This is a genomic window from Streptomyces sp. NPDC037100 (assembly GCF_055606225.1).
Genome location: NZ_JBVJSX010000006.1, coordinates 290,145 through 316,720, shown reverse-complemented (window position 1 = coordinate 316,720; position 26,576 = coordinate 290,145). Strand labels below are relative to the sequence as shown.

The following is a 26,576-nucleotide window of genomic DNA, read 5'->3' as shown; positions in this document are numbered from 1 at the left end:
AGGCCGTCAGGCCGTCAGGCCGTCAGGCCGTCAGGCCGTCAGGCCGTCAGGCCGTCAGGCCGTCAGGCCGTCAGGCCGTCAGGCCGTCAGGCCGTCAGGCCGTCAGTTCAGGCCCGCCGACTTCAGCCACGCCGTCGCCACGTCCAGCGGGTCCTTCTTCTCGAGCTGCACCTGCGCGTCCAGTTCCAGGAGCGTCTTGGTGTCCAGCTTGGCGGAGACGGCGTCGAGCGCGTCGACGCCCTTCTGGTTGAGGCCGCTCTTGTTGACCAGCGGGGTGACGTTGGCGAACCCGAAGAGGTTCTCCGGGTCCTTCAGGACGACGAACTTCTCCTTCACGATGGTCGGGTCCGTGGTGAAGATGTCCGCGGCCTGGATGGTGTTCTGTGTCAGTGCCGCCTGGGTCAGCGGGCCGCCCGCGTCCAGCGCCTTGAAGGACTTGAACTCCAGGCCGTACACCGACTTCAGGCCCTTCAGGCCCTGCTGCCGGGTCTGGAACTCGGGCGAACCGCCGATCACCAGGTCCGGCGCGGCGTCCTTGAGGTCGGCGAGGGTGGAGGAGGAGGTGAGCTTGTACTTCCGGGCCGTCTCGGCGTTGACGGTGACCGAGTCCTTGTCCTCGGCGGGCGATGACTGAAGCAGCGTCAGGCTCTTGTCCAGCTTGGCCTTGACGGCCTCGTTCACCGCGTCGGCGGACTTCTGCTCGGCCTTGGGGTCCAGGTAGGCCAGCAGCGAGCCGTTGTACTCCGGCAGCACGGTGACGGAACCGTTCTTCATCAGCCCGTACGTCGTCTCACGGCTGCCGATGTTGTGCTTGTAGGTGACCTTGATGCCCTTGGCTTTGAGCGCCTCGCCGTAGATGTCGGCGAGCAGGGTGCTCTCGGCGAAGTTGTTGGAGCCGACGACGACGGTGCCGGCCTTCGCCTTCTCGCCCGCGAGGGGGTTGTCGGAGGAGTCGCCGGACGAACAGCCCGCGAGCAGCGCCGCAGCGGCGGTGAGCGCGACGGCCGCCACGCTGGTGTGCCTCGTCCTGGACCTGCTGCTCTTCGCGGTGAAAGTCATCCACCGATCCAATCCAGCCGCTTTGTGATCAGTCAAGAGCGTCCTGGTCACGGTTTGTCACAGACCCGGCCATCAACGTCGGCGCACCCCTGGCGACACGGCCACCCGGCCCGCCACCCAGAACAGCGCCAGCGTGACGAGGGCCAGAACGGCCACCAGGGTGGCGCCGCCGACGACCTTCTCGTAGTCGCGCTGGTAGAGCCCGTCGACGATGTACCGGCCGAGGCCTCCCAGGCTGACGTAGGCGGCGATGGTGGCCGTCGACACGATCTGGATGGCCGCCGAGCGCAGACCGCTCAGGATCAGCGGCAGTGCGACCGGCAGTTCGACCTGGAACAGGATCCGCGACTCGTGCATGCCCATGCCGCGGGCGGCGTCCACCGGGGAGGGGTCGACGGTGCGCACCGCCTCGTAGGTCGTCACCAGGATCGGCGGCACGGCGAGGATGACCAGGGGAATCATCACGGGCAGCAGGCCGAAGCCCATCACGATGACGATCAGCACCAGCAGGCCGAAACTGGGCAGTGCGCGGGCCGCGGTGGCGATGAAGGCGAGGGCGTTGCCGCCCCGCCCGGTGTGCCCGGTCAGCAGCCCGACGGGCAGGCCGATCACGGCGGCCAGGGCCAGGGCGAGCAGGGAGTACTGGACGTGTTCGAGCAGGCGTTGCGGGATGCCGTCGTAGCCGTGCCAGTGGGCGCTGTCGCTGAAGAAGGCGTTGACGAAGTTCAGTACGTTCACCGGGTCACGTCCTGGGGGGCGGGCAGCGGCTGCCGCACTCCGGTCTTCGGGCGCTTGCGGGTGCCGCTCGGCATCCACGGGGTCAGCGCGACGCGCAGCAGCACCAGCAGGGCGTCGCACAGGATGGCCAGGACGGCCGTGGTGATCACGGAGTTCACGGCCAGTTCGGGACGGTCGTACTTCTGCGCGTCGGCGAGCAGGTTGCCGAGGGCGCCCTGGTTGCCGATGAGGGTGCCGACGCTGACCAGGGAGATGCTGGAGACGGTGGCGACCCGGAGCCCGGCGATGATGGCGGGCACGGCGATCGGCAACTGCACCTGGAGATAGCGGCGTACGGGTCCGAAGCCCATGGCGGTGGCCGCGGCCAGGGTCTCCTGCGGCACGGATCGCACCCCGTCGACGATGGCAGGGACGAGCACCACGAGGCTGTAGACGGCCAGCGGGATCATCACGGTCAGCTCGGTCTGGCCGGTGTAGTCGATGAGGACGACGAAGAAGGCCAGCGACGGGACGGCGTAGAGGATGGTGGTGGCGCCGAGCACCGGCGGGTACAGCCAGCGGAAGCGGACACAGAGCTGGGCGAGCGGCAGCGCGAGCAGCAGGCCTGCCAGAACGGGCAGCAGGGCCTCGCGCAGATGGAGGCCGATCAGGCCGGCGTAGCTGTGCTGGAGGTCGCTCGGGATGTCGAAGAAGCCGTTCACGACGCGACCTCGGCCACGTCGGCGTGGGCGCTGCGGATCGCCTCGCCGATGGTCGCCTGCGAGACCACGCCGGTCACCCGCCCGGCGTCGTCCACGGCGACGGCCCAGCCGGCCGGGGAGAGCACGGCGCAGTCGAGGGCGGCCCGCAGGGAGTCGGTGCCGGGGACGAACGGCCGTCCGTGCGGCCGGAGCCGGCCGGGGTCGATGTCACCGGCCGTCAGGTCGGCCGGCTCGGCCCAGCCGAGGGGCTTCCCCTCGGCGTCGGTGACCAGCAGCCAGGGGGTGTCGGCGGCGGCGATCCGCTCGGCGGGGGCGTCGACGGGGATCACCGGGCCGGTGGTCAGCGGGAGTTCGGCGGAGGGGAAGAACGACAGCCGCCGGATGCCGCGGTCGGCGCCGAGGAAGTCCTCGACGAAGGCGTCGGCGGGGTTGGACAGCAGCTCGGCGGGGGGCGCGTACTGGGCGAGGTGACCGCCCTCGCGCATCACGGCGACCATCGTGCCGAGTTTGATCGCCTCGTCGATGTCATGGGTGACGAAGACGATGGTCTTGCCCAACTCGTCCTGGATGCGGAGCAGTTCGTCCTGGAGGCCCTTGCGCACGACCGGGTCGACCGCCGAGAACGGCTCGTCCATGAGCAGCACGGGCGGGTCGGCGGCGAGCGCCCTGGCCACGCCGACGCGCTGCTGCTGGCCGCCGGAGAGCTGGTACGGGTACCGCTTGGCGAGCGCGGCGTCGAGGCCCACGCGCTCCATGAGCTCGGCCGCCCGCGCCCGGGCCTTCTGCTTGCCCCAGCCGAGCACGCGGGGCACGGTGGCGATGTTGTCGATGATCGTGCGGTGCTGGAAGAGGCCGGCGTTCTGGATGACGTATCCCATGGACCGGCGCAGGGTGGTGACGGGGCGGCGCTGGATGTCCTCGCCGTCGAGGAGGATCGTTCCCTCGCTCGGTTCGACCATCCGGTTGATCATCCGCAGGGTGGTCGTCTTGCCGCAGCCCGAGGGTCCGACGAGGACGGTGATCGAGCGGTCGGGTATCTCGAGGGAGAGCCGGTCGACAGCCACCGTGCCGTCCGGATAGCGCTTGGTGACTGATTCGATCCGTATCAAGGCGCCGGAGCCCTTCGGTTGGCGGAAGCGTTGGCCATGGTCGTACGGGCTGTTTGCGGACGAGTCTAGAGGGCGCCTGTCACCCGTCCGCAGGGCGTGCGCCCTGCACGGGCAGGCGCACGGTGAACACCGTCGCTCCCGGTGCGCTGTTCACTTCGATGCGGCCGCCGTGGGCGCGGACCAGGGACTGGGCGACCGCGAGGCCCAGGCCGCTGCCGCCGCGGTCGCGGCTGCGGGCCTTGTCGACGCGGTAGAACCGGTCGAAGACGCGGGCCAGGTCGCCGGGCGGGATGCCCGGTCCGGTGTCGGCAACCCGCACCTCGGCCGCGCCGGGCACGAGGGCGACCTCCACCGACACCTTCGTCCCGGCGGGGGTGTGCACGGCGGCGTTGGTCAGCAGGTTGTCGACGACCTGCCGGATGCGCAGCGGGTCCATCGGCAGCGACACCGGGCCCGGCCCGGCGAGGACGGTCAGCGGATGGTCGGGGCGGCCGGCGCGGAAGGCGTCCGCGGCCTGCCCCACCAGCTCCACCAGGTCGGCGTCCTCCAGCCGCAGCGGCGTCTCCACCTCCGCCGCGTCCAGCCGGGCGAGCAGCAGCAGATCGTCCAGGAGGATCCCCATGCGGGCGGCCTCGGCACGCAACCGGGCCAGGTGCCGGTCGCGTTCCTCGGGGGCGTTGGCGGCGGCGTACTGGAAGAGGTCGGCGTACCCGCGCACCGACATCAGAGGGGTTCGCAGTTCGTGCGAGGCGTCGGCGACGAAGCGGCGCAGCCGCTGCTCGGCCTCCGCGCGCACGGCGAGGGAGTCGTCGATGTGCTCCAGCATCGTGTTGAACGCGGTGCGCAGTTCGTCCACCTCGGGGCCGCCGTCGCGGCCGTCGGCGCGCAGCGGGAGCCGGGCCGCCGACTCGGTCAGGTCGTGCGAGGCGATGCCGTGCGCGGTGGACGCCATGTCGCTGAGCGGTTTCAGACCGCGGCGCAGCATCCGGCGGCCGAAGACGACCAGCGCGAGCAGTGCGAGGGCGAACGTGACGACCTGGATCGTGATCAGCTGCCCGACCGTGTCCTCGATGTCGTCCATGGGCGCGGCGCTGACCAGGACCACACCGCGCTCGACCTGGCAGGCGCGCAGCCGGTAGGAGCCCACGCCCTTGAGGTGCTCGGTGCGCAGGAGTTCGGTGTGCGCCGCTGCCTGCGCCCGGGCCAGGGAGGTGAAGTCGTCGACGTCCTCGGGCAGATCGGCGGGGTCCTCGGGCCGGCGCAGCTCGGGCCTGCCGTCCGACACGTCGTACACGGCGTAGAACCAGCTGTAGTACTTCTTGCCCGACAGCGTGCCGTAGTCCGCGATGCTCTTGGACTGGGCGATCTGGGCCTGCGCGAGCTGGGTGTCGAGCTGGGCCGACAGGTAGTCCCGCATGTACGTGGTCAGGGCCGTGCCGACGACGGCGAACACCACCAGGGACAGGGCACCGAGGCCCAGGGCCAGCCGGGTGCCCAGCCGCATCCTGCGGTAGGTCCGCCGCAGCCGGGCGATCACTCGGCGGCCTGCCGCAGCACGTACCCGAAGCCGCGCACGGTGTGGATGAGCGGTGAGCCGCCCTCGTCGGTCTCGTCGAGCTTGCGGCGCAGCCGGCTGACGACCAGCTCGACGACGTTGGAGCGGCCGCCGAAGCCGTACTCCCACACGTGGTCGAGGATCTGCGCCTTGGTCAGCACGGTGGGCGACTTGCGCATGAGGTAGCGCAGCACCTCGTACTCGGTCGGGGTCAGCGACAGCAGCCTCGCGCCGCGCCGGACCTCGCGGGTGTCCTCGTCCATCGTCAGGTCGCCGACCCGGAGCACGGACCGCTGGAAGGCGGGTCCGGCGCTGCGCCGCAGCACGGTCCGCAGCCGGGCCATCAGTTCCTCCACGGCGAACGGCTTGACCAGGTAGTCGTCCCCGCCCCGGGTGAGGCCCGCGACCCGGTCGGCGACGCCGTCGCGGGCGGTGAGGAACACCACCGGCACCATCGTGCCGGAGGCGCGCAGCCGGTCCAGGACGCCGAAGCCGTCCACGCCGGGCAGCATCAGGTCGAGCACCACGATGTCCGGGTGGAACTCGGCGGCCCGCACCAGGGCGTCCTCGCCGGTGTACGCCGTGACCGCCTCCCAGCCCTCGTAGCGGGCGACGGTCGCGACGAGGTCGGCGATGGGCGGGTCGTCGTCGACGACGAGAAGTCGTACTTTCTCCACGAGCTCATAGTGCTGCACGAGCCCCGCGCCGCCCTAGCCGCCCGCTGTCCCGCGGCGGGATCGATAAGCACTTGAAAGTCGGGCGACAGCTTCCCGACAGCTCCCCCGCGCCAAGCTCGGTGTCCCAGGATCCGGTCAAGCCCGGTGTCCCAGGTCCGAGCAAGGAGCTGCCGACCGTGACGACCCTCCGTCAACCTCCCGCGGCGACCCGCCCGGGCGTGCGGCCCGCGGTGGCGGGCCGCACCGGCCTGTCCGCGGTGCTGCTGGCGAACGCGGTCGTGGTGGCCGTGTTCTTCGCGCAGGCCGGTTTCGCCTCGAACGCGCTGATCGTGCTGGGCAGGCTGGCCGGTCTGTACGCGGCGTTGCTCATGGCGTTCCAGCTGCTGCTGGTGGCCCGGCTGCCGTGGTTCGACCGGCGGATCGGCATGGACCGGCTGACGTCCTGGCACCGCTGGACGGGCTTCACGCTGCTGTGGCTGCTGCTCGCGCACGCGGTGTTCATCGTCTTCGGCTACGCCGAGTCCTCCTCCCTGGACCCGGTGAACCAGCTGGTGGACCTCGCCGAGACGGTCGAGGGCGTGCTGCGGGCGATCGTCGCGCTGGCGATCATCCTGGTGGTCGGCGCCGTCTCGGCCCGCTACGCCCGGCGCCGGCTGGCGTACGAGACCTGGCACTTCATCCACCTGTACACCTACGTGGCGGTGGTGCTGGCGTTCACGCACCAGGTCGCGGCGGGGACGACGTTCGCCGCCTCACCGGTCGCGAGGGCGTACTGGTACGCCCTGTGGGGCGGGGCCCTCGCTGCGGTGTTCGCCGGCCGGCTGGTGCTGCCGCTGTGGCGCAACCTCCGCCACCGGCTCCGGGTGAGCGCCGTCGTCCCGGAGAACGACCACGTGGTCTCGGTCTACATCACGGGCCGCGACCTGGACCGGCTGCCCGCCCGGGCGGGGCAGTTCTTCCTGTGGCGGTTCCTGACCAAGGACCGCTGGTGGCAGGCGAACCCGTTCTCCCTGTCGGCCGCCCCGGACGGCCGTACGCTGCGCCTGACCGTCAAGCGGGCCGGTGCCGGCAGCGCGGCCCTGCGGCATCTGAAGGTCGGCACGCGCGTGTTCGCCGAGGGCCCCTACGGCGCCTTCACCACCCTGCACCGCACCCGCCCGGACGCCGTGCTCATCGCCGGTGGCGTCGGTGTCACGCCGATCCGTGCCCTGCTGGAGGAACTGCACGGCCACGCGGTCGTGATCTACCGGGTGGCCACGGACCGGGACGCCGTCCTCTACGACGAACTGCGCGACCTCGCGCTCGCCAGGGGCGCCGAACTGCACCTGGTGACCGGCCCGCCCGTGCCCGACCGGCTGGCTCCGCCGGAGCTGGCCCGGCTGGTGCCGGACCTCGCGGAGCGGGACGTCTACCTGTGCGGCCCGCCGCCGATGATGAAGGCGGTGCTCGGCAGCCTGCGCGAGCTGGGTGTGCCGGGGCCGCAGATCCACTTCGAACGCTTCAGCCTGGCCGGATGACGAGGAGAGATTCGTGAAGCGAGCCCTGCCCGTCCTCGTCCTCAGTGTCGCGGGCCTGATCCCTCTCTGGCGCTACGCGCCTACGCACGACACCGGTTCGTCGTCGGCCTCCGCGCAGGCGGCGGCGCCGGCGTCCACCCCCTCGGCCTCCTCGTCGGGCGGCGCCACGACCACCGTCGTGACGGGGTCCCTCGTCGACACCGAGAAGGGTCCGGTGCGGGTCGAGGTCACCTTCGACGGCGACAGGATCGCCTCGGTGCGGATGCTCCGGCAGCCGGACCACCCGCAGACCACGGCCGCGGTTCCTCAGCTGATCGAGGAGACGCTCCGGGCGCAGAGCGCCGACATCGACACGGTGTCGGGCGCGACGATCACCAGCGACGGCTACAAGGAGTCGCTCCAGGCCGCCATCGACGCGAGGGGCTGAGGGGATGCGGCGGGTCGAGCACGTCATGGGGTTCCCGGTGTCGGTGCGGATCGACGACGAGGACGTCCCCGAGGCGGCGGTGGACGGCCTGTTCGCCTGGCTGCGCGAGGTCGACGCGCGGTTCAGCCCGTTCCGTCCCGACAGCGAGGTGTCGCGGCTGGACCGGGGCGAGGTGCGCGAGCCCGGCCCGGAGCTGCGCGAGGTCCTGGACCTGTGCGAGGAGTACCGGATCGCCACCGGGGGTGCCTTCGACGTGCGCCTGCCCGGCCGCGGCCTGGACCCCTGCGCGGTGGTGAAGGGCTGGTCGGTGCAGCGGGGAGCGGAACTGCTGTCGGCAGCGGGTGCGCGCCGCTTCTGCCTCAACGCCGGCGGCGACGTGATCGCCTCCGGCGGCCCCTGGCGCGTCGGCGTGCGCCACCCCGAACACGCCGACCGGCTCTGCGCGGTCCTGGACGTCACGGACCGGGCGGTGGCGACCTCCGCCCGCTACGAGCGCGGTGACCACATCCTCGACGGCCGCACCGGCCGCCCCGCGACCGGCCTGCTCAGCCTGACCGTGGTGGCCCCGACCCTGACGGAGGCGGACACGGTCGCGACGGCGGCCTTCGCACTCGGCACGGAGGGCGTCGGGTGGGCGGCCGCCCGCGAGAACTGCGAGGTGTTCGCGGTGGACGCGGACCGGCGGGTGATGCGCAGTGCCCGATTTCCGGCGGCGGGCCAGGACGCGGTGGCCGCGCTCCTCGGCCCGCAGGGCCGTCTCCACGGCACGTTGTCGACACCGGAGTTGGAGATGACGGCGAACAGGTCCCGGGGACGCGGGGCGGCGAGGTCGTAGAGCCGTTCGGCCACCCCCGCCCGGCGTTCGAGGAGCGGGTCGTCGAGGACGGACGGGTCCTCGCCGCCGTGGAGGACGAGGTGGGTGATGCTGAGCCGGCCGGTGGGGACCAGTCCGTCGGCGGGGCCCGCGCGTTCTCGGTGCCGCCGAGGAGCCGAAACGTTCCTGAAGTTCGTCCGTCACCCACTCGCACCCCATCGGCACCGGTTAATCTCTTAGGTCACCGAAGGTTAACGGGGGGTTGCCCATGGTGAAGGACCATCGCACGCCGCCGGACTGCCCTGGGGGCCACGACGGCATGCCGGAGAGCGACGCCGGGCGCCACCTCCAGAACCAGCTCGAGATCCTCATCCAGGACTTCCGCAGGAGCACCGAACCGCCGATGCCGGTGTTCGTCGTGCACGCCCAGGAGAGCCGGGACGACGACGCGGTGGCCGGGCTGGTCCGGCAGCTGCACGCGGGCCAGGAGGCGCACGGCACGCGCTGCGCGCTCACGCAGGAGAGCTGCGAGGGCGACACGGAAGTGCGCCGCGCCGCGGCCCTGGTACGGGCGTTGAGCGACCCGCGCAAGTGGGGCGGCCCGAAGGCGCTCTACCGGCGCTACGCGTTTCCGCGGCTGCGGCTGGTGCACGCCATCGACGACGCGGTCGCGGCACTCGGCGACAGCTGGCCCGCGCCCGCCCCGGGCAGTCCCGAGGCGGGGCAGGATCAGCGGCAGCGGCTGCTGAACGAGCTGGCGCAGCAGCGCTGGCGGCCGAAGAACACGGCCCGCTGGCGTTCCGGCCTGCCGCTGTTCGACATGGCGCACATCCTCCCGGCGAGCCTCGTGACCGTCATGGCCGCGCTCCTCGCCCGCAGCGAGTGGTACGTCGCGGTCGGCTCCGGCCTCGTCTTCCTGCTGCTGCTGACCGTCCTCAACTACGTCCTGCCGGGCCGGGCCCCGATCTTCCTGTGGCTGCGCCGGGAGAGCCGCTGGTTCATGACGACGACGTTCCTGAGGGCGGCGGACCAGGAGGAGTCCACCGAGGTGTCGCTGCTGCGGCCGGTCCGCTCCTGGAAGGCGATCGCGGCCCGGGCCTACGACGTGGCCGAGGCGCTCACGGCGGGCGGCGACTTCCACCTCCAGCTGTGCGTCCTGGCGCTGCGCGAGGACCTGCGGGACAACCACCGCCGCTGGAGCTGGGACCTGCGCGGCTTCAAACGGCCGCGCCCGCCGATGCTGTTCCTGCCGCACGCGGACGACCGCAACGGCGGCATCGAACTGATCCGGGCCATCAGCGACGTCCGCAGCCGGCGCAGCGAGCTCGACCCGCTGCTCGTGGTGGCCGCGGTGCGCACGCACGACGTGCCGCGTCTGGAGCGCAGTGTCGTCCAGGCTCCACCGGCCCCGGACGCGGCGCCGCCGACGTTCGGCGTCCGGCTGCGCACCTGGTACCAGGAGTGGGGCCGCAACCTGCGCGCCGAGCAGTCACCCAGCCGGGAGCGGTCCGTCCTGCCGTGGGTGATGAAGATCCCGCTGCCGCACGACCAGCTGGGCCCGCTCGAGGAGGGCCGCCACCATCTGCGGGCCTCCTCGCGGCCGCCCCTCGCCCGGCTGGTGTGGGCCCTGCACACCCTGGTCCTGGTCATCGCCCTGCTCACCGCGGCCACCGTCATGCGGGCCGACGCCCTGCACGACCGGTACTGCTCGGCGTCCGTCCTGACCGCCAACCGGGACACCCGGCGCGCATCGGCACCCGACGGCCGCACGGAGTGCATCGGCATAGCGACGGACGACGTCCGCTTCGCCGACTGGCTGCCCGCACGCGAGCCCGGCGACGACGTCACGGCGCTCGCGGCCGACGACGCGAGGCCCTGGACGGTGGCCGACCTGGAGGACCGCATCGCCCGGCAGAACGCCGACGTCCTCGCGGACCACTCCGGCAAGTACGTCACCGTCGTCTACGCGGGGCCGCTCAGCGCCGACGCCTCGGCCGGCTCCTCCCTCGTGAAGGGTGCCGAGGAACTGGCGGGCGTCTATCTGGCGCAGGCCGTCATCAACGAGAACTCCAGTGTGAAGCTGCGGGTCCTGATCGCCAACGGCGGCGTCGACCTGGGCCACCAGGAGGAGATGGCCGAGGCGATCGCCGCGTACGCCGCCCACGACCCGACCGTGGTGGGGGTCGTCGGCACCGGCCGCGACCTGAAGTCGAGCCGGACTACGACCCGCACCCTGATGCGGGCCGGCCTGCCGGTCGTCTCCGGCACGAACTCCGCGACCTATCTGCCCCGCGAGTTCGCCAACTGGTTCAGCCTGGCCGCCACGGACGAGTGGCAGACCCGGCAACTCGGCCTGGTCGCCGCCCAGTTGCGCACACCCGGCCGACGGCAGTACGCCCTCGTCCTGGCCCGTGACACGGCGAAGACCGACGACCTCTACACCGACGAACAGGCGCGCTACGGCCAGGAGATGCTGCGGCGGCAGGGCTTCACCCCGCTCCCGCAGCGCCGCTACACCCTCAGCGGCGGCAAGCCCGAACTCCGCTCGCACGCCCAGGAGATCTGCCGGGGCGGCCGGGTGCCGTCAGTGGTCTACTTCGCGGGCCGGGTGGAGGACATCGACCCCCTGATGACCCAGCTGGGCACCGAGCCGGGCTGCGCCGGAAAGCCCCTGGCCATCCTCACCGGCGACGACCTGTCCAAGGCCGACTTCGCAGGCGGCGGCCAGTCCGTCGCACCGAAGGTCACGCTGTACCACGCGGCCCTCGCGGAGCTGAAGACGGCCGCCACGACGACGGCCTTCTACCAGGACGCCGCCAAGCACCTGCCGGGGCTGCGGGGCCAGCGCCTGGGCTACGACAGTCCCGCCCTGGCCAGCGGCCAGACCGCCCTCGCCCATGACGCGACCCGCGCCCTGTTCTGGGCGGCCACCCGCGACGACCGGCCGCAGAGCCGCGCCTCCACCTGGGTGAACCTGCGCAACGTCAGGATCGAGGGCATGGCCACCGGCACCATCGACTTCACCGGCGCCCCGCTGTACGGCGACCGCGCCGGCCACAGCATCGTTCTGAAAGAGGTCCGCCGCGCCAACGACGGCACCTCCGACACCCACGTGCTGTGCAGTCGCATCGCGGGCGACACGAAGCGCCTCACACAGCAGGAGTGCCGGATCCGCTGAGCGCCGCCTCAGCCCTCCTCGGGGGCCAGCCGCAGCGCGATGGAGTTGATGCAGTACCGCTGGTCGGTGGGCGTGGGATACCCCTCGCCCTCGAAGACGTGCCCGAGGTGGGAGCCACAGCGCGCGCAGCGCACCTCGGTCCGCACCATGCCGTGCGAGCGGTCCTCGATCAGCTCCACCGCGTCGGTGTCCTTCGGGTCGAAGAAGGACGGCCAGCCGCAGTGCGACTCGAACTTGGTCTCCGAGGTGAACAGGTCCGCTCCGCAGGCGCGGCAGGAGTAGACGCCCCGGGTCTTGGTGTCGGTGTACTCACCGGTGAAGGCGGGCTCCGTGGCCGCCTGGCGCAGCACCGCGTACTCGCCCGGGCTCAGCTCCACGCGCCACTGCTCGTCCGGCTTCTCGACGTCGTACGGCATGAGCCTCCAGCCCCTCAGTTCGACAGACGGTCCAGGATGTGCGGGCCGAGGTCGGTGACGTCGCCCGCTCCCATGGTGAGAACGAGATCCCCGGGCTTCGCCATTCCCGCGACGACCGACGGGACGTCGGCCTTGTCGTGCAGCGGCGTCACGTCGGCGCCCGCGGCCCGGGCCGCCTCGACGATCAGCTCGCTCGTGATACCCGGGATCGGGTCCTCGCGCGCCGGGTAGATGTCCAGCACGACGGAGGCGTCCGCGAGGGTCAGGGACTGGCCCATCTCCTTGCCGAGCTCCTGGGTCCGCGAGAAGAGGTGGGGCTGGAAGACGACCAGGATCCGGGCGTCACCGGCCGCAGCGCGCATGGCCTCCAGGTCGGCGGTCATCTCGGTGGGGTGGTGCGCGTAGGAGTCGATGACCTGGACGCCCGCGGCCTCGCCCTTCAGCTGGAGCCGCCGCTTCACGCCCGTGTACGCGGCGATCGCCGGGGCCAGCTCGGCCGCCGGGACGCCGAGGGCCGCACCGGCCGCCAGCGCGGCGACCGCGTTGTGGGCGTAGTGCCGGCCGGGGACGGAGACCGTGAAGGTCAGCTCCTCGCCCTCCAGCACCACGGTGACCTCGCTCTTCAGCCCCTGCGGCACGACCGACAGGATGCGCACGCCGGCGTCCTCGAACTCGCCGTAGGTCACCACCCGCACACCGCGCCCGGCGACCCGGCGCGTCAGCTCCCGCGCGCCCTCGTGGTCGGCGGCGATCACCAGCGTGCCGCCCTCGGTGATCCGGCCCACGAACGTCTCGAACGACTCGTAGATCTCGTCCATCGACGCGTAGTTGGCGTGGTGGTCGAGTTCGACGTTGAGGACGATCGCGACCTCGGGCGCGTACTTGTGGAAGCTGCGGTCCGACTCGTCCGCCTCGGCGACGAAGATCTCGCCCTCGCCGTGCAGCGCGTTGGAGCCGGGCGCGTCCAGGTCCCCGCCGATCGCGTACGAGGGCTTCAGGCCCAGCTCGCTCAGCGACACGGCCAGCATCGACGTCGTGGTCGTCTTGCCGTGCGTACCGGCGACGGCGATCGGCCGCAGCCCGTCCATCAGGGCGGCGAGGGCGTCGGAACGGTGCACGACGGGGATGCCGAGCTCGGCCGCGCGGGCCAGCTCGGGGTTGTCCTGCCGGATCGCCGACGACACGACCACACAGCTGGCGTCGTCGGCGAGATGCCCCGCTGCGTGCCCGATGTGCACGGTCGCGCCCAGCGCCCGCAGCGCCTCGGCCGTCGCCGACTCCTTGGCGTCACTGCCCGCGACCACGGCCCCGCGCTGCGCGAGGATCTTCGCAATCCCCGACATTCCCGCCCCACCGATCCCGATGAAGTGCGGTCGGTCCATGGCGGGAGGAAGGCCGGCTGCCATGCAGATCTCCAAGAGCGAGCGACGACGGTGAGCGCCCCCAGCCTATTTCAGGAACGGGGAGTGCTGTGGCCGACCCGGGGGGCGCGGGCAACCGCGCGAGCAACCCTCACCGACCCGCACCCCCGGCGAACCAGAGCAGCCCGCCCCTACGCCTTGCTGTGCGAGAACAGCTTCAGCACCGGGACCCCCACCTTGTGCCGGGCCCGCGACGCCCAGTCCCGGTGGAAGAACTCCTCCACGTAGTGGGGGTCGGTCAGCACGATGACCTCGTCCGCCCCGACCTCCTCCACCAAGGACTTCAGCGCGTCCAGCGGATGATCCTCGATCAGCCGCCCCTGGGCCGGACTGCCCGAGGCGCGCAGCGCCGCGAGTGACACCTCCAGCGCCCGCTGCCCCACGCTGAGCGCCTCCTCGCCCTCCGGCGTCTCCCCCTCGCGGACGGCCTCGTCCAGTTCGCCGAGCGCCACGTCGTCGATGGCCCGCAGCAGACGGTCCGCCTGCTCACCGCGCGGCTGCAACAGCACCTCGAAGGAGACCTGCTCCTCGCCGTGCAAGGTGGTGACGAACTCCACGTCGGCCGACGTCAGCGCCTTCTCGATCATCAATACGCTGGTGAACACCAGGCGCTCCTTCTGCTCCGGGGGCCCAAGGCCCCACCTCGCCGCAGGCCGGCCGTGCCGAGCCCTGCGGAAACCATCCTGCCCGTCCTCGCACGGGTACCGACGGATCCAGTGTGCCCCCCGAAATCCAAACAGAACGGCACATTCCGCCGATGAACGGACCGACGGCGGGTCGACCCCGCCGACGCGGCCTACCCGGGCGACCGGTTTCCCGACCGCCCTTGTACCCCGGGCCCGGCGTTTCAGTACGCGGCTCGGGCGCGCCCGTACCGCGTGAAGAGGAAGCCGTCCTCCTCCAGCATCGACACCAGCCCGAAGCGGTGCGGGACGGTGACCGCCGGCCCTCCGGCGATGCGCTGCGCCTGGCCCGCCGTGAGCATCGGGGAGACGGTCAGGCACAGTTCGTCGAGCACGCCGGCCGCGACCATCTGTCCGAGCAGTCGCGGGCCGCCCTCGGTGAGCAGCCGGGTGTGGCCCTGGTCGGCGAGGGCCCGGACGGCGCGGACGGGGTCCACACCGATGCCGTCCCCGGCGGTCAGCACCCGGGCGCCCGCCTTCTCGGCGGCGGCGACGCGGTCCGTGGCGGCCGCGGCGCCCGTGAGGATCAGGGTGGGCACCAGGGGCGAGGTGAACAGCGGGAGCGAGAAGTCCAGGTCGAGACTGGCCGTGACCACCGCGATCGCCGGTGCGGGCCGCTGCCCGGCCGCCTCCCGCATCGCCGCGAACTCCGCCCGCGCGCGTGCGGGCCGGTAGCCCTCCTGCCGCACCGTCTCCGCGCCGACGACCACGACGTCGGCCAGTGCCCGCAGGGTGCCGAAGATCCGCATGTCGGTGGCGCTGGAGATGGGCTGCGAACGGCCGTCGTGCTGGGCGGCCCCGTCCAGCGTGGACACCATGTTGGCGCGCAGCCACGGAACCGGCTCTCCCGGCCCGGGCTCCGGATAGGCGTACGCGGCGGCCAGCTCCTGAAGGCCCCACTCCCGCCCGGCGCCCTCACCGGGCGCGCCGCCCGGCGCCGGAGCTGCTGTTTCATCGGTCACAGGGAACAGACGTCGCATGCCGTGCAGTGTTCCACGCGCCGTAGCATGGTGAACCGTGTCTTCTCCCCTGGCCCCCTCCGGAAGCGGCCCCATAACCGACCCGGCCCCGCTGTCGCTGTGCGCCCGTGAGCCGCGGGTGCCCGCGGACCGACTGGTCGCCGAGATGGTGCCGCCGCCGCGGTTCGACTCCGTCCGCTTCAGCACGTACATCCCCGACCCGAACCAGCCCAGCCAGACGGAGGCCGTCCGGGTCCTGGAGGGTTTCGCGGCGGGCCTCGGCTCGGGAGGGTCCTCGGGATCCGGCAAGCGGCGGCTGTTCGGTTTCGGCAGGGCGCCGAAGCAGGCCCCCGCCGGCCCGCGCGGCGTCTACCTCGACGGCGGCTACGGCGTTGGCAAGACCCACCTGCTGGCGTCCTTGTGGCACGCCACCCCTGCCGAGCCCGCGCTCAAGGCGTTCGGCACCTTCGTGGAGCTGACCAACCTGGTCGGCGCCCTCGGGTTCCAGCAGACCGTCCAGACTCTGTCCGGGCACCGCCTGCTGTGCATCGACGAGTTCGAGCTCGACGACCCGGGCGACACCGTCCTGGTCTCCACCCTGCTGGGCAAGCTCGTCGACGCGGGTGTGGCGCTGGCCGCCACGTCCAACACACTGCCCGGCAAGCTCGGCGAGGGCCGGTTCGCCGCGGCCGACTTCCTCCGCGAGATCCAGGGCCTGTCGGCCCACTTCCGCGCCCTGCGCATCGACGGCGAGGACTACCGCCACCGCGGCCTGCCCGAGGCGCCGCCGCCGTACTCCGACGAACAGGTGACCCGCGCGGCGCACGCCACCGAGGGCGCCTCCCTCGACGCGTTCTCGCCCCTCCTGGACCACCTGGCCCGGGTCCACCCCAGCCGGTACGGCGCTCTGACCGACGGCGTCAAGGCCGTGTGCCTCACCGGTGTGCACCCGGTTCCCGACCAGTCGACGGCCCTCAGGCTGGTCGTGCTCGCGGACCGGCTCTACGACCGCGAGGTGCCCGTACTCGCCTCGGGTCTGCCCTTCGACCAGCTGTTCAGCGAGGAGATGCTGAACGGCGGCTACCGCAAGAAGTACTTCCGGGCCATCTCGCGGCTCACCGCCCTCGCCCGCGACGCCGGCTCGCTGGCGGGCCCTCGGTAACCACATCCCCAATACCGCGTCAACCGCCCCACGGGTAGGGCTTGTTCAAGCCAGCCCACCTGCGGTTTTCAGGCTCTCTTCAGCTTGAAACGTTAAGTTAACCCTGCAAACGACCTTGCAGGGTTAACGTGTTTCTTGACCGACCGTTGACCAAGTGTTGGTCCGCACTAGACGCGTGAAGCACCGGAAGGGGGGCGCATGTTCCGAGGTACGACGGCACGGACCGTGGTTTCGATCCTCGCCGCCGTCCTGCTCGCCCTCCAGTTCTTCGCACCGACGGCTTCCTTCGCAGCAGCGCATGCGCACAGTCAATCCGAGGCCAAAGCTCAGACCGGAACGAAGCCCTCCGGCAAGTCGTCGCGCCCCGGACCCAAGTCCCCGGGCAAGGCTCTGCGCGACGAGACGGCCACCTGCCGCGCCGGACACCACGGGGACCCGACCGGTCCCCTGCGGACCCGCGACCGGTCTCACACCGCGGACCTCGCACCCTCGGGGCCGGAGCGGCCACTGCAACGGCACACCCGGCCGACGGCGCCCGAATCCGTCAGACCCGGCGCCGCGCACGATCACACGTCGAGATCCTCGACGTTCCACGCTCCGGCAGCACTGCAGGTCTTCCGCTGCTGAGCGGCGGAGCAGTTCCCCCCACCCTCTGTCATGCCCGTCCGACGCGCCCCCACTGCGCGCCAGGAGGAGTCACCACACTCATGCAGCCCCTCATCGACAACGCCCGCACCTTCGGACAGCGCCCTGAGGAGTTCGCCCACCTCGCCGAGGGCCAGTCCCCCGACGTCCTGTTCATCACCTGCTCCGATTCCAGGGTCGTACCGGCCCTGATCACGGGCGCCCGTCCCGGCGAGCTCTTCGAGCTGCGCACCGCGGGCAACGTCGTTCCCCCGCACTCCTTCGAGCACCCCACATCGGAGGCGGCCACGATCGAGTACGCCGTGGAGGTCCTCGGCGTCAAGGAGATCGTGGTCTGCGGCCACTCGCACTGCGGCGCCGTGGGCGCGGTGGTACGCGGCGACGACCTCGCCGCCGTACCGGCGGTGCGCGACTGGCTCGCCCACGCGGCCGAGGAGCCCACCTGCTCGGACCCGGCCGACCCGGCGGTCGCCGAGGCCGTGCAGAACCACGCCCTCACCCAGGTGCTCCGACTGCGGTCCTACCCCTGCGTCGAGCGCCGCCTGACGGAAGGCCGGCTCCGGCTGCACGCCTGGTTCTACGAGGTACACACCGGCACCGTGCGCGAACACCGCGCGGAGACCGATTCCTTCGAGAAGCTGTGAGGGCGACCATGACCAAGTTTCCCTACCTGAAGCAGGACTTCCTCGCCTCGATCGTCGTCTTCCTGGTCGCGGTCCCGCTGTGCGTCGGCGTGGCGGTCGCCTCCGGCGTTCCCGCGGAGCTGGGCCTCATCACCGGCATCGTGGGCGGGCTCGTCACCGGGCTGATGCGCGGCAGCAGCCTTCAGGTGTCCGGACCCGCCGCCGGACTCACCGTGCTGGTCTTCGAGGCCGTCAGCCAGTTCGGAGTGGCCACGCTCGGCGTGATCGTGCTGCTCGCCGGGCTGCTCCAGCTCGCCATGGGCTTCCTCGGCATAGGCCGCTGGTTCCGGGCGATCTCCGTCTCCGTCGTCGAGGGCATGCTCTGCGGCATCGGACTGGTGATCATCGCCGGTCAGATCTACGCGGCGGCAGGCCTGAAGGCACCGGAGTCCGGACTCGGCAAGATCGCCGGCCTGCCCGGGATGGTCGCCGACACGCTCGGCAGCACCAAGGCCATGACCTCCCTCGCGATCGGCGCGGGCACCATCGCCGTCATCGTGCTCTGGAAGAAGATGCCGAAGGCGGTCCAGACCGTGCCCGGCGCCCTCGCAGCGGTGGTCCTGGCCACGGTCGCCGCGCTCGCCTTCGGCCTGCCGGTCGCCACCGTCCAGGTGGAGGGCCTGCTCGGCGTCATCCAGCCGCCCGGGGCCGAGGCCTTCGGCGAACTGGCGAACCCGGCCATCTGGGGCACCATCATCGCCTTCGCACTGATCGCCTCCGCGGAGAGCCTGTTCAGCGCGGCCGCCGTGGACCGGCTGCACAACGGTCCGCGCACCGAGTACAACAAGGAGATGATCGCCCAGGGCGCGGGCAACACCCTGTGCGGTCTGCTCGGCGCGCTGCCGATGACCGCCGTCATCGTGCGCAGCTCCGCCAACGTCAACGCGGGCGCCAAGACCAAGGCCTCCCGGGTGCTGCACGGCGTGTGGCTGCTGCTGTTCGCCGCCGCGATGCCGTGGGCCCTGGCCCTGATCCCGATCCCCGCCCTCGCCGGCATCCTCGTGCACGCCGGCTGGAAGCTGATCCCGTTCCGTCAGATCACGGCGCTGTGGCGGGCTCACAAGGGTGAGGCGCTCATCCTGATCGTCACCGCCGTGTCGATCGTCGCGGTGAACATGTTCGAGGGCGTGCTCATCGGTCTGGCCCTGTCGGTCGTCAAGACCGCCTGGGAGGCCTCGCACGTCAAGCTCGACATCATCGACAAGGGCGCCGGCCCGATCCAGGCGTACCTGTCGGGCAACGCGACCTTCCTGCGGCTGCCGAAGATCCTCGACAGCCTGGAGAGCCTTCCGCAGGACCGTCCGGTCGAGCTGGACCTCTCGGGCCTGCACCACCTCGACCACGCCTGCCGCACCGCCCTGGAGAGCTGGGCCGCACGCCACAGCGCGACGGGCACCGAACCGGTGAAGGTCACGGAGCCCGAGGAGGCTCAGGCGGAGAAGGTCACCGTCGCCTAGACGGCGGACCCGCTCACCCACCCCTTGGTCCGGGGCGCGCCGGCTGCGCGCCCCGGACCTTGCGCGTCCGCCCCGTGTCGGCCCGATCTCCGGGCATGGCCCCACGCCCCGGTTCGGGCATATCGTTACAGAAACGGACGGATTCGGACCTCTGAACCGGGAGGTCGGCATGGTCGAAGAGCTGGTCGGTGTGGTGGCCGCGGTCGGGGCCGCTGCGCTGGTGTACGTGGTCTCCGCGGCACGCGTCGTCAAGCAGTACGAGCGCGGGGTCGTCTTCCGGCTGGGGCGTCTGCACGGGGACGTGCGGCGGCCCGGGTTCAACCTCGTGATCCCCGCGGTGGACCGGATGCGGAAGGTCAACCTGCAGATCGTGACCATGCCCGTCCCGGCCCAGGAGGGCATCACCCGCGACAACGTGACCGTGCGGGTCGACGCCGTCGTGTACTTCAAGGTCGTGGACCCGTCGGCCGCGATCGTCAACGTCGAGGACTACCGCTTCGCGGTCTCGCAGATGGCGCAGACCTCGCTGCGCTCGATCATCGGCAAGAGCGAGCTGGACGACCTGCTGTCCAACCGGGAGAAGCTCAACCAGGGCCTGGAGCTGATGATCGACAGTCCGGCGGTGGAGTGGGGCGTGACCATCGACCGCGTGGAGATCAAGGACGTCTCCCTGCCGGACACCATGAAGCGCTCCATGGCCCGCCAGGCGGAGGCCGACCGGGAGCGGCGAGCCCGGCTCATCAACGCCGACGCCGAGTACCAGGCCTCCAAGAAGCTGGCCCAGGCCGCCCGCCAGATGGCCGACACGCCCTCGGCGCTCCAGCTCCGGCTGCTGCAGACCGTCATGGCGGTGGCGGCGGAGAAGAACTCCACGCTCGTCCTGCCCATTCCGGTGGAGCTCCTGCGGTTCCTGGAGCGGGGCGCGCAGCCCGCGGCGCAGAGCGCGGAAGTGCCGCAGGACGCGCGAGACGCGGGAGGCGCGGAGACCGCGAGCCGCGCGCAGCCCAGCGACCGCGCGGAGATCGAGGAGCATGCCGTCGACCCCACGGAGGACCGTGCCGTCGACCTCACGGAGCAGCGTGCCGTCGACCTGACGGAGCAGGCCGGGGAGGCCATGGAGCGGCTGCGGCGGGCCGTGGAGCAGTGACGCGCGCTACGCGCGTGGTTCCCGTGGCCCGCACCAGGTGATAGACACAGCGGGATCACAACTCCTGTCCGCCAGCAGGAAGGTTTCCTCATGACCGAATCCGGTCGCTTCGCCACCCGACGTCGGATGCTCGCCGGAACGGGCGCCCTGGGCGTCGGGATCGCGTTCTCCGGCGCGCTCTCCGAACTCTTCGCCGGCACCGCCGCTGCACAGGGCCTCGGCCGCACCGGCTACGGCCCGCTCGTCCCCGACCCCAAGGGCGTCCTCGACCTGCCGGAAGGGTTCCACTACCGGATCCTCTCCCGCGAGGGGGACGAACTGCGCTCCGGCGAGGGCAAGGTCCCCTCCAACCACGACGGCATGTCGGCCTTCGGGGGCAGAGGCGGCCGGGTCCACCTGGTCCGCAACCACGAGAACCGCGTGAGCGGCAAGGTCCCGGTGCCGACCGTCGAGGGCCTCACCTACGACCCGGCCGGCAAGGGCGGCTGTACGGCGCTGACCCTCGACTCCCGCAACAGGGTGCAGTCGGAGCGCGTCGCGATCGCCGGAACAGCCGTGAACTGCGCGGGCGGGCCCACCCCTTGGGACACCTGGCTGACCTGCGAGGAGACCGAGGACAAGGCCGGCACCAACGGCTACACCAAGGACCACGGCTTCATCTTCGAGGTCGACCCGGTCGATCCGCACCGCACGGGGGCCGTGCCGCTGACCGCGATGGGCCGTTTCGCGCACGAGGCGATCGCCGTCGATCCCCGGCGGGGCGTGGTGTACGAGACCGAGGACGCCTTCGAGAAGCCCTTCGGCCTCTTCTACCGTTTCCTGCCGAACCGGCCGCTGGGCGGCAGGGGTTCGCTGCGCGCGGGCGGCCGGCTCCAGGCCATGCGCGTGCCCGGTGTGCCGGACCTGTCCTCCATCCAGGACGTCGGCGCCGAGTTCGACCACATCGAGTGGGTGGACGTACCGGACCCGCAGGCCGCGCAGACGGCGATCCGGTTCCAGGACTTCGGCCGCGGGGGCATCACGCATGCGCAGAAGCTGGAGGGCTGCTACTGGGGCGGCCGTTCGGTGTACTTCGTGTCGTCGTTCGCGCGCCGGTCGGACGGTTCGGCCGCCGACCACTTCGGACAGGTCTGGCGCTACGACCCGGAGCTCCGCCGGCTCACCCTGGTGATCGTCTTCGGCCCGGACACCGATGTGCAGCTGCCGGGCGAGTCGCCGGACAACATCTGCCTGGCGCCCAGCGGCGGCCTGATGGTCTGCGAGGACGGCAACGGCGCCCAGCACGTCTTCGGCGTCACCCGGCGCGGCGAGGTCTACGCGATGGCCCGCAACCGGCAGAACATCGGCACCGAGCAGGAGCCCGAATGGGGTGAGTTCGCCGGGGTGACCTTCTCCCCGGACGGCGACACGATGTACGTCAACTGCTACACCCCCGGCACCACGTTCGCGGTGACGGGCCCCTGGCGCCGCTGACCGGCGCTCCACCGCCGACCGGGCGCCGGGTGCGAGCCCCGGCGCCCCACCGGGCCATCGAGGCACAGGGCCGCGCAGGGGGCCCGGGGACACACCGGCCCGCGTTCCGGGAGGCCTACGGGATCGCCCTGGCGTTGCGGCACCTCGAACGCGCCCTGGTACCTGATCCCGGCCGAGCACAGGTGGTACCGCAACTGGGCGGTCGGCACGCTGCTCCTGGAGCCTTTCGAGGAGCTGGATCCGCGTTATCCACAGGGGGACTTCGACGTGGCCGAGTGCCGTAAGCGGCTGCTGGAGCAGGCCTGATCCGAGCGGTCAGGCGGCCAGCAGGGCGTCGATCTGGCCGACGGCCTCCTTCAGGCCCTCCTCCATGCCCATGGTGACCAGCTGCTCCATCTGCTCGCGGGTGTCGAACAGGGAGCGCATCTCCATCCGGGTGCCGCCGCCGTGCTCGCTGAGCCGCACCGTCACGGACATGGTCGGCATGTCGTCCTTGGGCTTGCCGTCGTCGTCGGCGAAGCCGTCGGTGAACTCCAGGTCCGTCGGCTCGCTGACCGAGGTGATCCGCCACCAGCCGCGGTGCCGGTCTCCCTCCGGGCCGGTCATGAAGTAGGTGACCTCCCCGCCGGGGGTCAGGTCGTGCTGCTCCACCGTCGCCGGGTAGGTCGGCGGCCCCCACCAGCGCTCCAGCTGCCGGGGGTCGGCCCACAGCCGCCACACCCGTTCGACCGGGGCGGCGAAGTCGGCGACCAGGGTGAGGGTGAGGTGGTCGAGGTCCTTGTCGACACTGGTGACACTCATCGTTCGGGTCCTTCCGTCGTGTCGTTCTCTTCGGTTCCGGGGTCCTCGGCGAGCAGCCGGGCCATCCGGTCCACGCGCCCGCGCCAGGCGGACTCGAGTTCGTCCAGGGCTTGGCGCGCGCGGCCCACCGCGTCGGGGTCGGTGCGCACGAGCTGCTCCCGTCCGCTGCGCTGCTTGGTGACCAGACCGGCCCGCTCCAGCACCGCCACGTGCTTCTGCACCGCGGCGAAGCTCATCGGGTAGGCCTCGGCCAGCCGGGACACCGACAGCTCCCCGCGCACGCAGCGGCGCAGTATGTCCCGGCGCGTGGTGTCGGCCAGGGCGTGGAACAGCCGGTCCACCGTCTCGTCGCTCAGCTCATCTACAACCATTTGGTTGTACGTTATCCCTGCCCGCCCCGGGTGTAAAGCGACCCGCCCGACACTGAAGCGGACGGACGGGGGTACTCGGCGGCCATGAGCGAGAAGCAGCAGGTCAGCAGCTCTTACTGGCTCGACACGGCACCGGACGGCCGGCATCCGGCGCTCACGGAGGACGTTCACGTCGACGTGGCGGTGATCGGCGCCGGGATCGCCGGGCTGAGCACGGCGTGGGAACTGACGCGGGCCGGGCGGAGCGTCGCCGTCCTGGAGGCCGGCCGGGTCGCTGCCGGCGTCACCGGGCACACCACCGCCAAGGTCACCGCCTTGCACACGCTCGTCTACGACAAGCTGCGGCGCACCCGCGGCCCCGACGGCGCACGGCTGTACGCGCGGTCCCAGTCGGAGGCGATCGAGCACGCGGCTCGGATCGCCGAGGAGTTGGGCGTCGACTGCGAGTGGGAGACGAGGAGCGCCTACACCTATGCCCGTGACGTGGGCCGCGTGGAGGAGCTGCGCGCCGAGGCACGGGCCGCGTCCGAGGCCGGGCTGCCCGCCTCGTTCGTGACGGAGACCGGGCTGCCCTTCCCGGTGGCGGGCGCGGTCGAGGTCACCGGGCAGGCCCAGTTCCACCCGCGCAAGTACCTGCTGGCGCTCGTCGCCGACCTGGTCGAGCGCGGCGGGCGGATCTACGAGGACACCACCGTCCTCGGCCTGGACGAGGGCGAGCCGTGCAGGCTGTCGACCACGACCGGGGCGACGGTCAGGGCCCGGGACGTCGTCGTCGCGACGCACTACCCGATCTTCGACCGTGCCCTGCTGTTCGCTCGCCTCTCCACACGCCGCGAGCTCGTCGTCGCCGGGACGATCCCCGCGGACCAGGACCCGGACGGCATGTTCATCACGCCCGACGAGGACACCCGCTCGGTGCGCACCGCGCCCCACGAGGGCGACCGGCGGCTGCTCATCGTCACCGGTGAGCACTTCACGCCGGGCACGGGCGACCCGCGGGCCCGTTTCGAACGCCTCACCGCCTGGGCCACCGGCCACTTCCCGGACCTGGAGGTCACGCACCGGTGGGCCACCCAGGACACCGAGCCCACGGACACGGTGCCGATGATCGGCCCCCTGCACCCGGGCGCCCGGCACACGTACGTGGCCACCGGCTTCGGCGGCTGGGGCATGACCGGCGGCATCATGGCGGGCCGGCTGCTGACCGCGCAGATCACGGGCGAGGAGTGCGAGTGGAGCGCCCTGTACGACCCGCGCCGGGTCAAGCCCGCGCTGCGTGAGGCGCCGGCGTTCCTCAAGACGCAGGCCAAGGTCGCCGGGCACTTCGTCGGAGACCGGCTGCGGCCTGCCCCGCCGGTGGAGTCCCTGCCGCCCGGCGAGGGTGCCGTGGTCCGCGCGGACGGCCACCGCGTCGCGGTGTACCGGGACGACGACGGCGGGCTGCACGCCGTGTCCGCCCGCTGCACCCACCTGGGCTGCCTGGTCGACTTCAACGCCGCCGAACGCGCCTGGGAGTGCCCCTGCCACGGCTCCCGTTTCGACACGGACGGCAAGGTGATCCAGGGCCCGGCGACCAAGCCGCTGGAGCAGCGGGACCTCTGACGGTCCGCCCCCGCCTACGCTGGACACATGAGCGAGGACGACTACTGCCTGATCGACGCGACCAGGCCGCCACGGGCGGAGGGCCCGCCGTACGCCGAGTGTGTGCTGTGCCGGGAGCCGACGGAGTACCCCGAGTCGTACAAGGGCATCACGCTCTGCCCCGCCTGTGAATGGCAGGAGGCGCAGCGCACGGCCTGCTCAGGGTGACCGTGCTCTGCCCCGCCTGCGAATGGCAGGAGGCGCAGCGCACGGCCTGCTCAGGGTGACCGGCGGGAGGCCAGAGCACCGGCCAGGGCCAGCGCCCGGCCGTGACCAGGGCCGCCGCGCCCAGGGGCAGCAGCGGCAGCGGGACGGTGCCCCGCTGCGACCCGGTGACCAGGCCCTGCACGGCCGCCTGGGCGGGTGAGCCGGTGGCCACCAGCGACAGCAGCGCCGCGAGGAGCAGGGCGGGGACCGCCCGGCCCGGCGACCTCAGCAGGGGCCGGCTGGTGAGCGCGCCGACGGAGGTGCCGAGCAGGGCGCAGGCCAGGACTGCGAGCAGCCCGGCTCGGCGCGGGCAGCGGCGTCCAGGCCGGTCCACGCCTCGTCCAGCACCAGCAGCTCTGGCTCCGCCGGCAGGGCCTGGGCGACCGCGACCTTCTGGCTGTTGCCCTTCGACAGCCGGGCCATCGGCGTCTCGGCGTACGCGAGGGCTCCGAGGCGCTCCAGCCATTCCCCGGCGGCCCGGGCGGCCCGCGTCCGGGTCAGGCCGTGCACGGTGCCGAGGTGGGTGAGGTAGCCGGCGGCGGTGAAGGGCAGGGCCGGCGGGAACCGCTCGGGGACGTACGCCGTGCGCGGCCGGCCGGTGATCCGGCCCTCGCTCGGCGCGTCGATGCCGGCGAGCAGCCGCAGCAGCGTGGACTTGCCGCTGCCGTTGGCGCCCTCGACGCGGACGAGCCGGCCCGGAGCCACCGCCAGGTCGATTCCGCGCAGCACCCAGGGGCCTCTCAGGCCGTAGCGGCGGCCCGCGTCGCGCAGGCACAGGTCGGGTCACATGCGGCCATCCTGCACGATCTACCGGCTGGCACACTGGGGTTCGTGAGTGAAAACCCGACGCCCGTGAGCGAGACCGACAGTCCCTTCCGGTCCGAGCCCTCGGCACGCGACGAGGCACCGCAGTTCGTGCTGCCGCTCGTCGTACGGATCGAGCGGGCGGACCCGCCGGCGCGCACGGACGCACTGGAGACGGCCGCGCGGGCGGTGCTGACGATCCTGGCCGACGAGCGGTCGGCCGGGGAGGGCGAGTGGGCCGGGGCGATGCGGGACTGGCAGGACGCCAGGATCCGCAAGGTCGTGCGGCGGGCCCGCGGCGCCGAGTGGCGGCGGGCCGGGGCGCTGCCCGGCATCACGGTCACCGGCAAGGCCGCCGAGGTGCGGGTCTTCCCGCCCGTCCCGCTGGACGGCTGGCCCAAGGACCTGGCCAGGCTGCAGGTCTCCGGCACCGACCTGGACGACCCCCTGCCGCCGGTGGACGCGGACCCCTCCGCCCCCGTGCTGTGGCTGAACCCGGATCTCGGCATGTCGGCCGGCAAGGCCATGGCGCAGGCCGGCCACGCCGCCCAACTGGCCTGGTGGGAACTGCCCGACGAGGAGCGGGCCGCCTGGCACGACGCGGGTTTCCCGCTCGCCGTCCGGACGGCCGGCGCGGCCCGCTGGCCCGGACTCACCGGCAGTGGGCTGCCGTTGGTGCGCGACGCGGGGTTCACGGAGATCGCGCCCGGCTCGTGCACGGTGGTGGCGGACCACCCGGCGCTGCGCCGCGAGCCGCACGGGACCGGCCGCGCGGCGCCCTCCCGTTCGGAGTAGCCGCGGGCGCGGCGGTCCCGGACGAGTGCTCCAGTGGGGCTACAGCCGACCCCGTGCGTTTCCGTCAGGGGGCGGGGGCCGGGCCCCCGAACCTCAAATGTTGCTCTGAAGGCGGGCCGTGCGGGGTTCGGGGGCG

At 72.1% G+C, this 26,576-nt stretch carries 24 protein-coding genes and 3 pseudogenes; 12 read left to right on the top strand and 15 right to left on the bottom strand.

What is annotated here, in order from left to right; translation table 11 throughout:
- Window positions 1-102: 102 nt before the first annotated feature.
- The 6 genes from ACZ7EG_RS21695 to ACZ7EG_RS21670 all read right to left on the bottom strand — a co-directional run bounded on the left by ACZ7EG_RS21695 (window position 103) and on the right by ACZ7EG_RS21670 (window position 5,839).
- Window positions 103-1,059, bottom strand: a complete 957-nt coding sequence (locus ACZ7EG_RS21695) for an ABC transporter substrate-binding protein (protein ID WP_471081147.1) — start codon at window positions 1,057-1,059, stop codon at window positions 103-105.
- Between the two features lie 72 nt (window positions 1,060-1,131).
- Window positions 1,132-1,797 (bottom strand): ABC transporter permease, encoded by a 666-nt coding sequence (locus tag ACZ7EG_RS21690; protein WP_471081144.1) that lies wholly within the window; start codon window positions 1,795-1,797, stop codon window positions 1,132-1,134.
- On the bottom strand, window positions 1,794-2,498 hold the full coding sequence (locus tag ACZ7EG_RS21685) for an ABC transporter permease (protein WP_471081141.1): 705 nt from the start codon (window positions 2,496-2,498) through the stop codon (window positions 1,794-1,796). Before ACZ7EG_RS21685 ends, ACZ7EG_RS21690 begins: the two co-directional genes overlap by 4 nt.
- The gene (locus tag ACZ7EG_RS21680; protein WP_471081138.1) at window positions 2,495-3,607 is read right to left on the bottom strand and encodes an ABC transporter ATP-binding protein; all 1,113 of its coding nucleotides are present in this window, start codon (window positions 3,605-3,607) and stop codon (window positions 2,495-2,497) included. Before ACZ7EG_RS21680 ends, ACZ7EG_RS21685 begins: the two co-directional genes overlap by 4 nt.
- A 79-nt stretch (window positions 3,608-3,686) precedes the next feature.
- Window positions 3,687-5,144, bottom strand: coding sequence for a sensor histidine kinase (locus ACZ7EG_RS21675; protein ID WP_471081135.1), 1,458 nt, complete (start codon window positions 5,142-5,144; stop codon window positions 3,687-3,689).
- Complete coding sequence (locus tag ACZ7EG_RS21670) at window positions 5,141-5,839, bottom strand: response regulator transcription factor (protein ID WP_352094945.1); 699 nt, start codon at window positions 5,837-5,839, stop codon at window positions 5,141-5,143. Before ACZ7EG_RS21670 ends, ACZ7EG_RS21675 begins: the two co-directional genes overlap by 4 nt.
- 230 nt (window positions 5,840-6,069) lie before the next feature.
- Between ACZ7EG_RS21670 and ACZ7EG_RS21665 the strand changes: the two genes are divergently transcribed.
- The 3 genes from ACZ7EG_RS21665 to ACZ7EG_RS21655 are packed head-to-tail and all read left to right on the top strand — an operon-like array spanning window position 6,070 to window position 8,618.
- On the top strand, window positions 6,070-7,356 hold the full coding sequence (locus tag ACZ7EG_RS21665; RefSeq protein ID WP_471081859.1) for a ferredoxin reductase family protein: 1,287 nt from the start codon (window positions 6,070-6,072) through the stop codon (window positions 7,354-7,356).
- A 13-nt stretch (window positions 7,357-7,369) separates the two neighbouring features.
- A complete protein-coding gene (locus tag ACZ7EG_RS21660; protein WP_471081132.1) occupies window positions 7,370-7,783 on the top strand; it encodes an FMN-binding protein in 414 nt (137 codons plus the stop codon).
- 4 nt (window positions 7,784-7,787) lie between these two features.
- Window positions 7,788-8,618 carry an FAD:protein FMN transferase gene (locus ACZ7EG_RS21655; protein WP_471081128.1) on the top strand — a complete coding sequence of 277 codons (831 nt, stop codon included), beginning with the start codon at window positions 7,788-7,790 and terminating at the stop codon, window positions 8,616-8,618.
- Here ACZ7EG_RS21655 and ACZ7EG_RS21650 read toward each other — a convergent pair.
- Window positions 8,606-8,707 (bottom strand): annotated as a pseudogene (locus ACZ7EG_RS21650) (sugar isomerase); the annotation flags it as partial. The gene ACZ7EG_RS21655 and the pseudogene ACZ7EG_RS21650 overlap by 13 nt on opposite strands.
- Window positions 8,708-8,865: 158 nt before the next feature.
- Here ACZ7EG_RS21650 and ACZ7EG_RS21645 point away from each other — a divergent pair.
- Window positions 8,866-11,775 carry a type 1 periplasmic-binding domain-containing protein gene (locus ACZ7EG_RS21645; RefSeq protein WP_471081125.1) on the top strand — a complete coding sequence of 970 codons (2,910 nt, stop codon included), beginning with the start codon at window positions 8,866-8,868 and terminating at the stop codon, window positions 11,773-11,775.
- An 8-nt stretch (window positions 11,776-11,783) separates the two neighbouring features.
- Here ACZ7EG_RS21645 and msrB read toward each other — a convergent pair whose 3' ends face one another.
- The 4 genes from msrB to ACZ7EG_RS21625 all read right to left on the bottom strand — a co-directional run bounded on the left by msrB (window position 11,784) and on the right by ACZ7EG_RS21625 (window position 15,275).
- Entirely contained in the window at window positions 11,784-12,191 is a 408-nt protein-coding gene (gene msrB, locus ACZ7EG_RS21640) for a peptide-methionine (R)-S-oxide reductase MsrB (RefSeq protein ID WP_361939346.1), read from the bottom strand.
- Window positions 12,192-12,205: 14 nt separating this feature from the next.
- The gene (gene murC, locus ACZ7EG_RS21635) at window positions 12,206-13,597 is read right to left on the bottom strand and encodes a UDP-N-acetylmuramate--L-alanine ligase (RefSeq protein ID WP_471081122.1); all 1,392 of its coding nucleotides are present in this window, start codon (window positions 13,595-13,597) and stop codon (window positions 12,206-12,208) included.
- Window positions 13,598-13,743: 146 nt separating this feature from the next.
- Window positions 13,744-14,217, bottom strand: coding sequence for a beta/alpha barrel domain-containing protein (locus tag ACZ7EG_RS21630; RefSeq protein WP_351625800.1), 474 nt, complete (start codon window positions 14,215-14,217; stop codon window positions 13,744-13,746).
- Window positions 14,218-14,459: 242 nt separating this feature from the next.
- Complete coding sequence (locus ACZ7EG_RS21625; RefSeq protein ID WP_471081119.1) at window positions 14,460-15,275, bottom strand: pyrimidine reductase family protein; 816 nt, start codon at window positions 15,273-15,275, stop codon at window positions 14,460-14,462.
- 37 nt (window positions 15,276-15,312) lie between these two features.
- Between ACZ7EG_RS21625 and zapE the strand changes: the two genes are divergently transcribed.
- From zapE to ACZ7EG_RS21600, 5 genes are all read left to right on the top strand, one after another.
- Entirely contained in the window at window positions 15,313-16,416 is a 1,104-nt protein-coding gene (zapE, locus tag ACZ7EG_RS21620; RefSeq protein WP_471081116.1) for a cell division protein ZapE, read from the top strand.
- 707 nt (window positions 16,417-17,123) lie between these two features.
- On the top strand, window positions 17,124-17,705 hold the full coding sequence (locus ACZ7EG_RS21615; RefSeq protein ID WP_471081113.1) for a carbonic anhydrase: 582 nt from the start codon (window positions 17,124-17,126) through the stop codon (window positions 17,703-17,705).
- A gap of 8 nt (window positions 17,706-17,713) precedes the next feature.
- A complete protein-coding gene (locus ACZ7EG_RS21610) occupies window positions 17,714-19,201 on the top strand; it encodes a SulP family inorganic anion transporter (protein ID WP_471081110.1) in 1,488 nt (495 codons plus the stop codon).
- Window positions 19,202-19,370: 169 nt separating this feature from the next.
- Window positions 19,371-20,348, top strand: coding sequence for a slipin family protein (locus tag ACZ7EG_RS21605; RefSeq protein ID WP_471081107.1), 978 nt, complete (start codon window positions 19,371-19,373; stop codon window positions 20,346-20,348).
- Between the two features lie 90 nt (window positions 20,349-20,438).
- A complete protein-coding gene (locus ACZ7EG_RS21600) occupies window positions 20,439-21,821 on the top strand; it encodes a PhoX family protein (protein WP_471081104.1) in 1,383 nt (460 codons plus the stop codon).
- 315 nt (window positions 21,822-22,136) lie between these two features.
- Here the strand turns inward: ACZ7EG_RS21600 and ACZ7EG_RS21595 are convergent, their stop codons facing one another.
- Together ACZ7EG_RS21595 and ACZ7EG_RS21590 are read right to left on the bottom strand one after the other, a co-directional pair.
- The gene (locus ACZ7EG_RS21595; protein ID WP_471081101.1) at window positions 22,137-22,622 is read right to left on the bottom strand and encodes an SRPBCC family protein; all 486 of its coding nucleotides are present in this window, start codon (window positions 22,620-22,622) and stop codon (window positions 22,137-22,139) included.
- Window positions 22,619-22,993 carry an ArsR/SmtB family transcription factor gene (locus ACZ7EG_RS21590; protein ID WP_191845297.1) on the bottom strand — a complete coding sequence of 125 codons (375 nt, stop codon included), beginning with the start codon at window positions 22,991-22,993 and terminating at the stop codon, window positions 22,619-22,621. Before ACZ7EG_RS21590 ends, ACZ7EG_RS21595 begins: the two co-directional genes overlap by 4 nt.
- A gap of 84 nt (window positions 22,994-23,077) precedes the next feature.
- On the opposite strand from ACZ7EG_RS21590, the gene ACZ7EG_RS21585 reads away from it, so the two are divergent.
- Together ACZ7EG_RS21585 and ACZ7EG_RS21580 are read left to right on the top strand one after the other, a co-directional pair.
- A complete protein-coding gene (locus ACZ7EG_RS21585; protein WP_471081098.1) occupies window positions 23,078-24,595 on the top strand; it encodes an FAD-dependent oxidoreductase in 1,518 nt (505 codons plus the stop codon).
- A gap of 27 nt (window positions 24,596-24,622) precedes the next feature.
- Window positions 24,623-24,802 carry a hypothetical protein gene (locus ACZ7EG_RS21580; RefSeq protein WP_471081095.1) on the top strand — a complete coding sequence of 60 codons (180 nt, stop codon included), beginning with the start codon at window positions 24,623-24,625 and terminating at the stop codon, window positions 24,800-24,802.
- Window positions 24,803-24,852: 50 nt separating this feature from the next.
- On the opposite strand, the pseudogene ACZ7EG_RS21575 reads toward ACZ7EG_RS21580, so the two are convergent.
- Together ACZ7EG_RS21575 and ACZ7EG_RS21570 are read right to left on the bottom strand one after the other, a co-directional pair.
- Window positions 24,853-25,142, bottom strand: a pseudogene (locus ACZ7EG_RS21575) (ABC transporter); the annotation flags it as partial.
- Window positions 25,142-25,618 (bottom strand): annotated as a pseudogene (locus ACZ7EG_RS21570) (ATP-binding cassette domain-containing protein); the annotation flags it as partial. The pseudogenes ACZ7EG_RS21570 and ACZ7EG_RS21575, both read right to left, overlap by 1 nt.
- A 54-nt stretch (window positions 25,619-25,672) precedes the next feature.
- On the opposite strand from ACZ7EG_RS21570, the gene ACZ7EG_RS21565 reads away from it, so the two are divergent.
- Window positions 25,673-26,440 (top strand): aminoacyl-tRNA hydrolase, encoded by a 768-nt coding sequence (locus tag ACZ7EG_RS21565; RefSeq protein ID WP_471081093.1) that lies wholly within the window; start codon window positions 25,673-25,675, stop codon window positions 26,438-26,440.
- Window positions 26,441-26,576 lie beyond the last annotated feature (136 nt).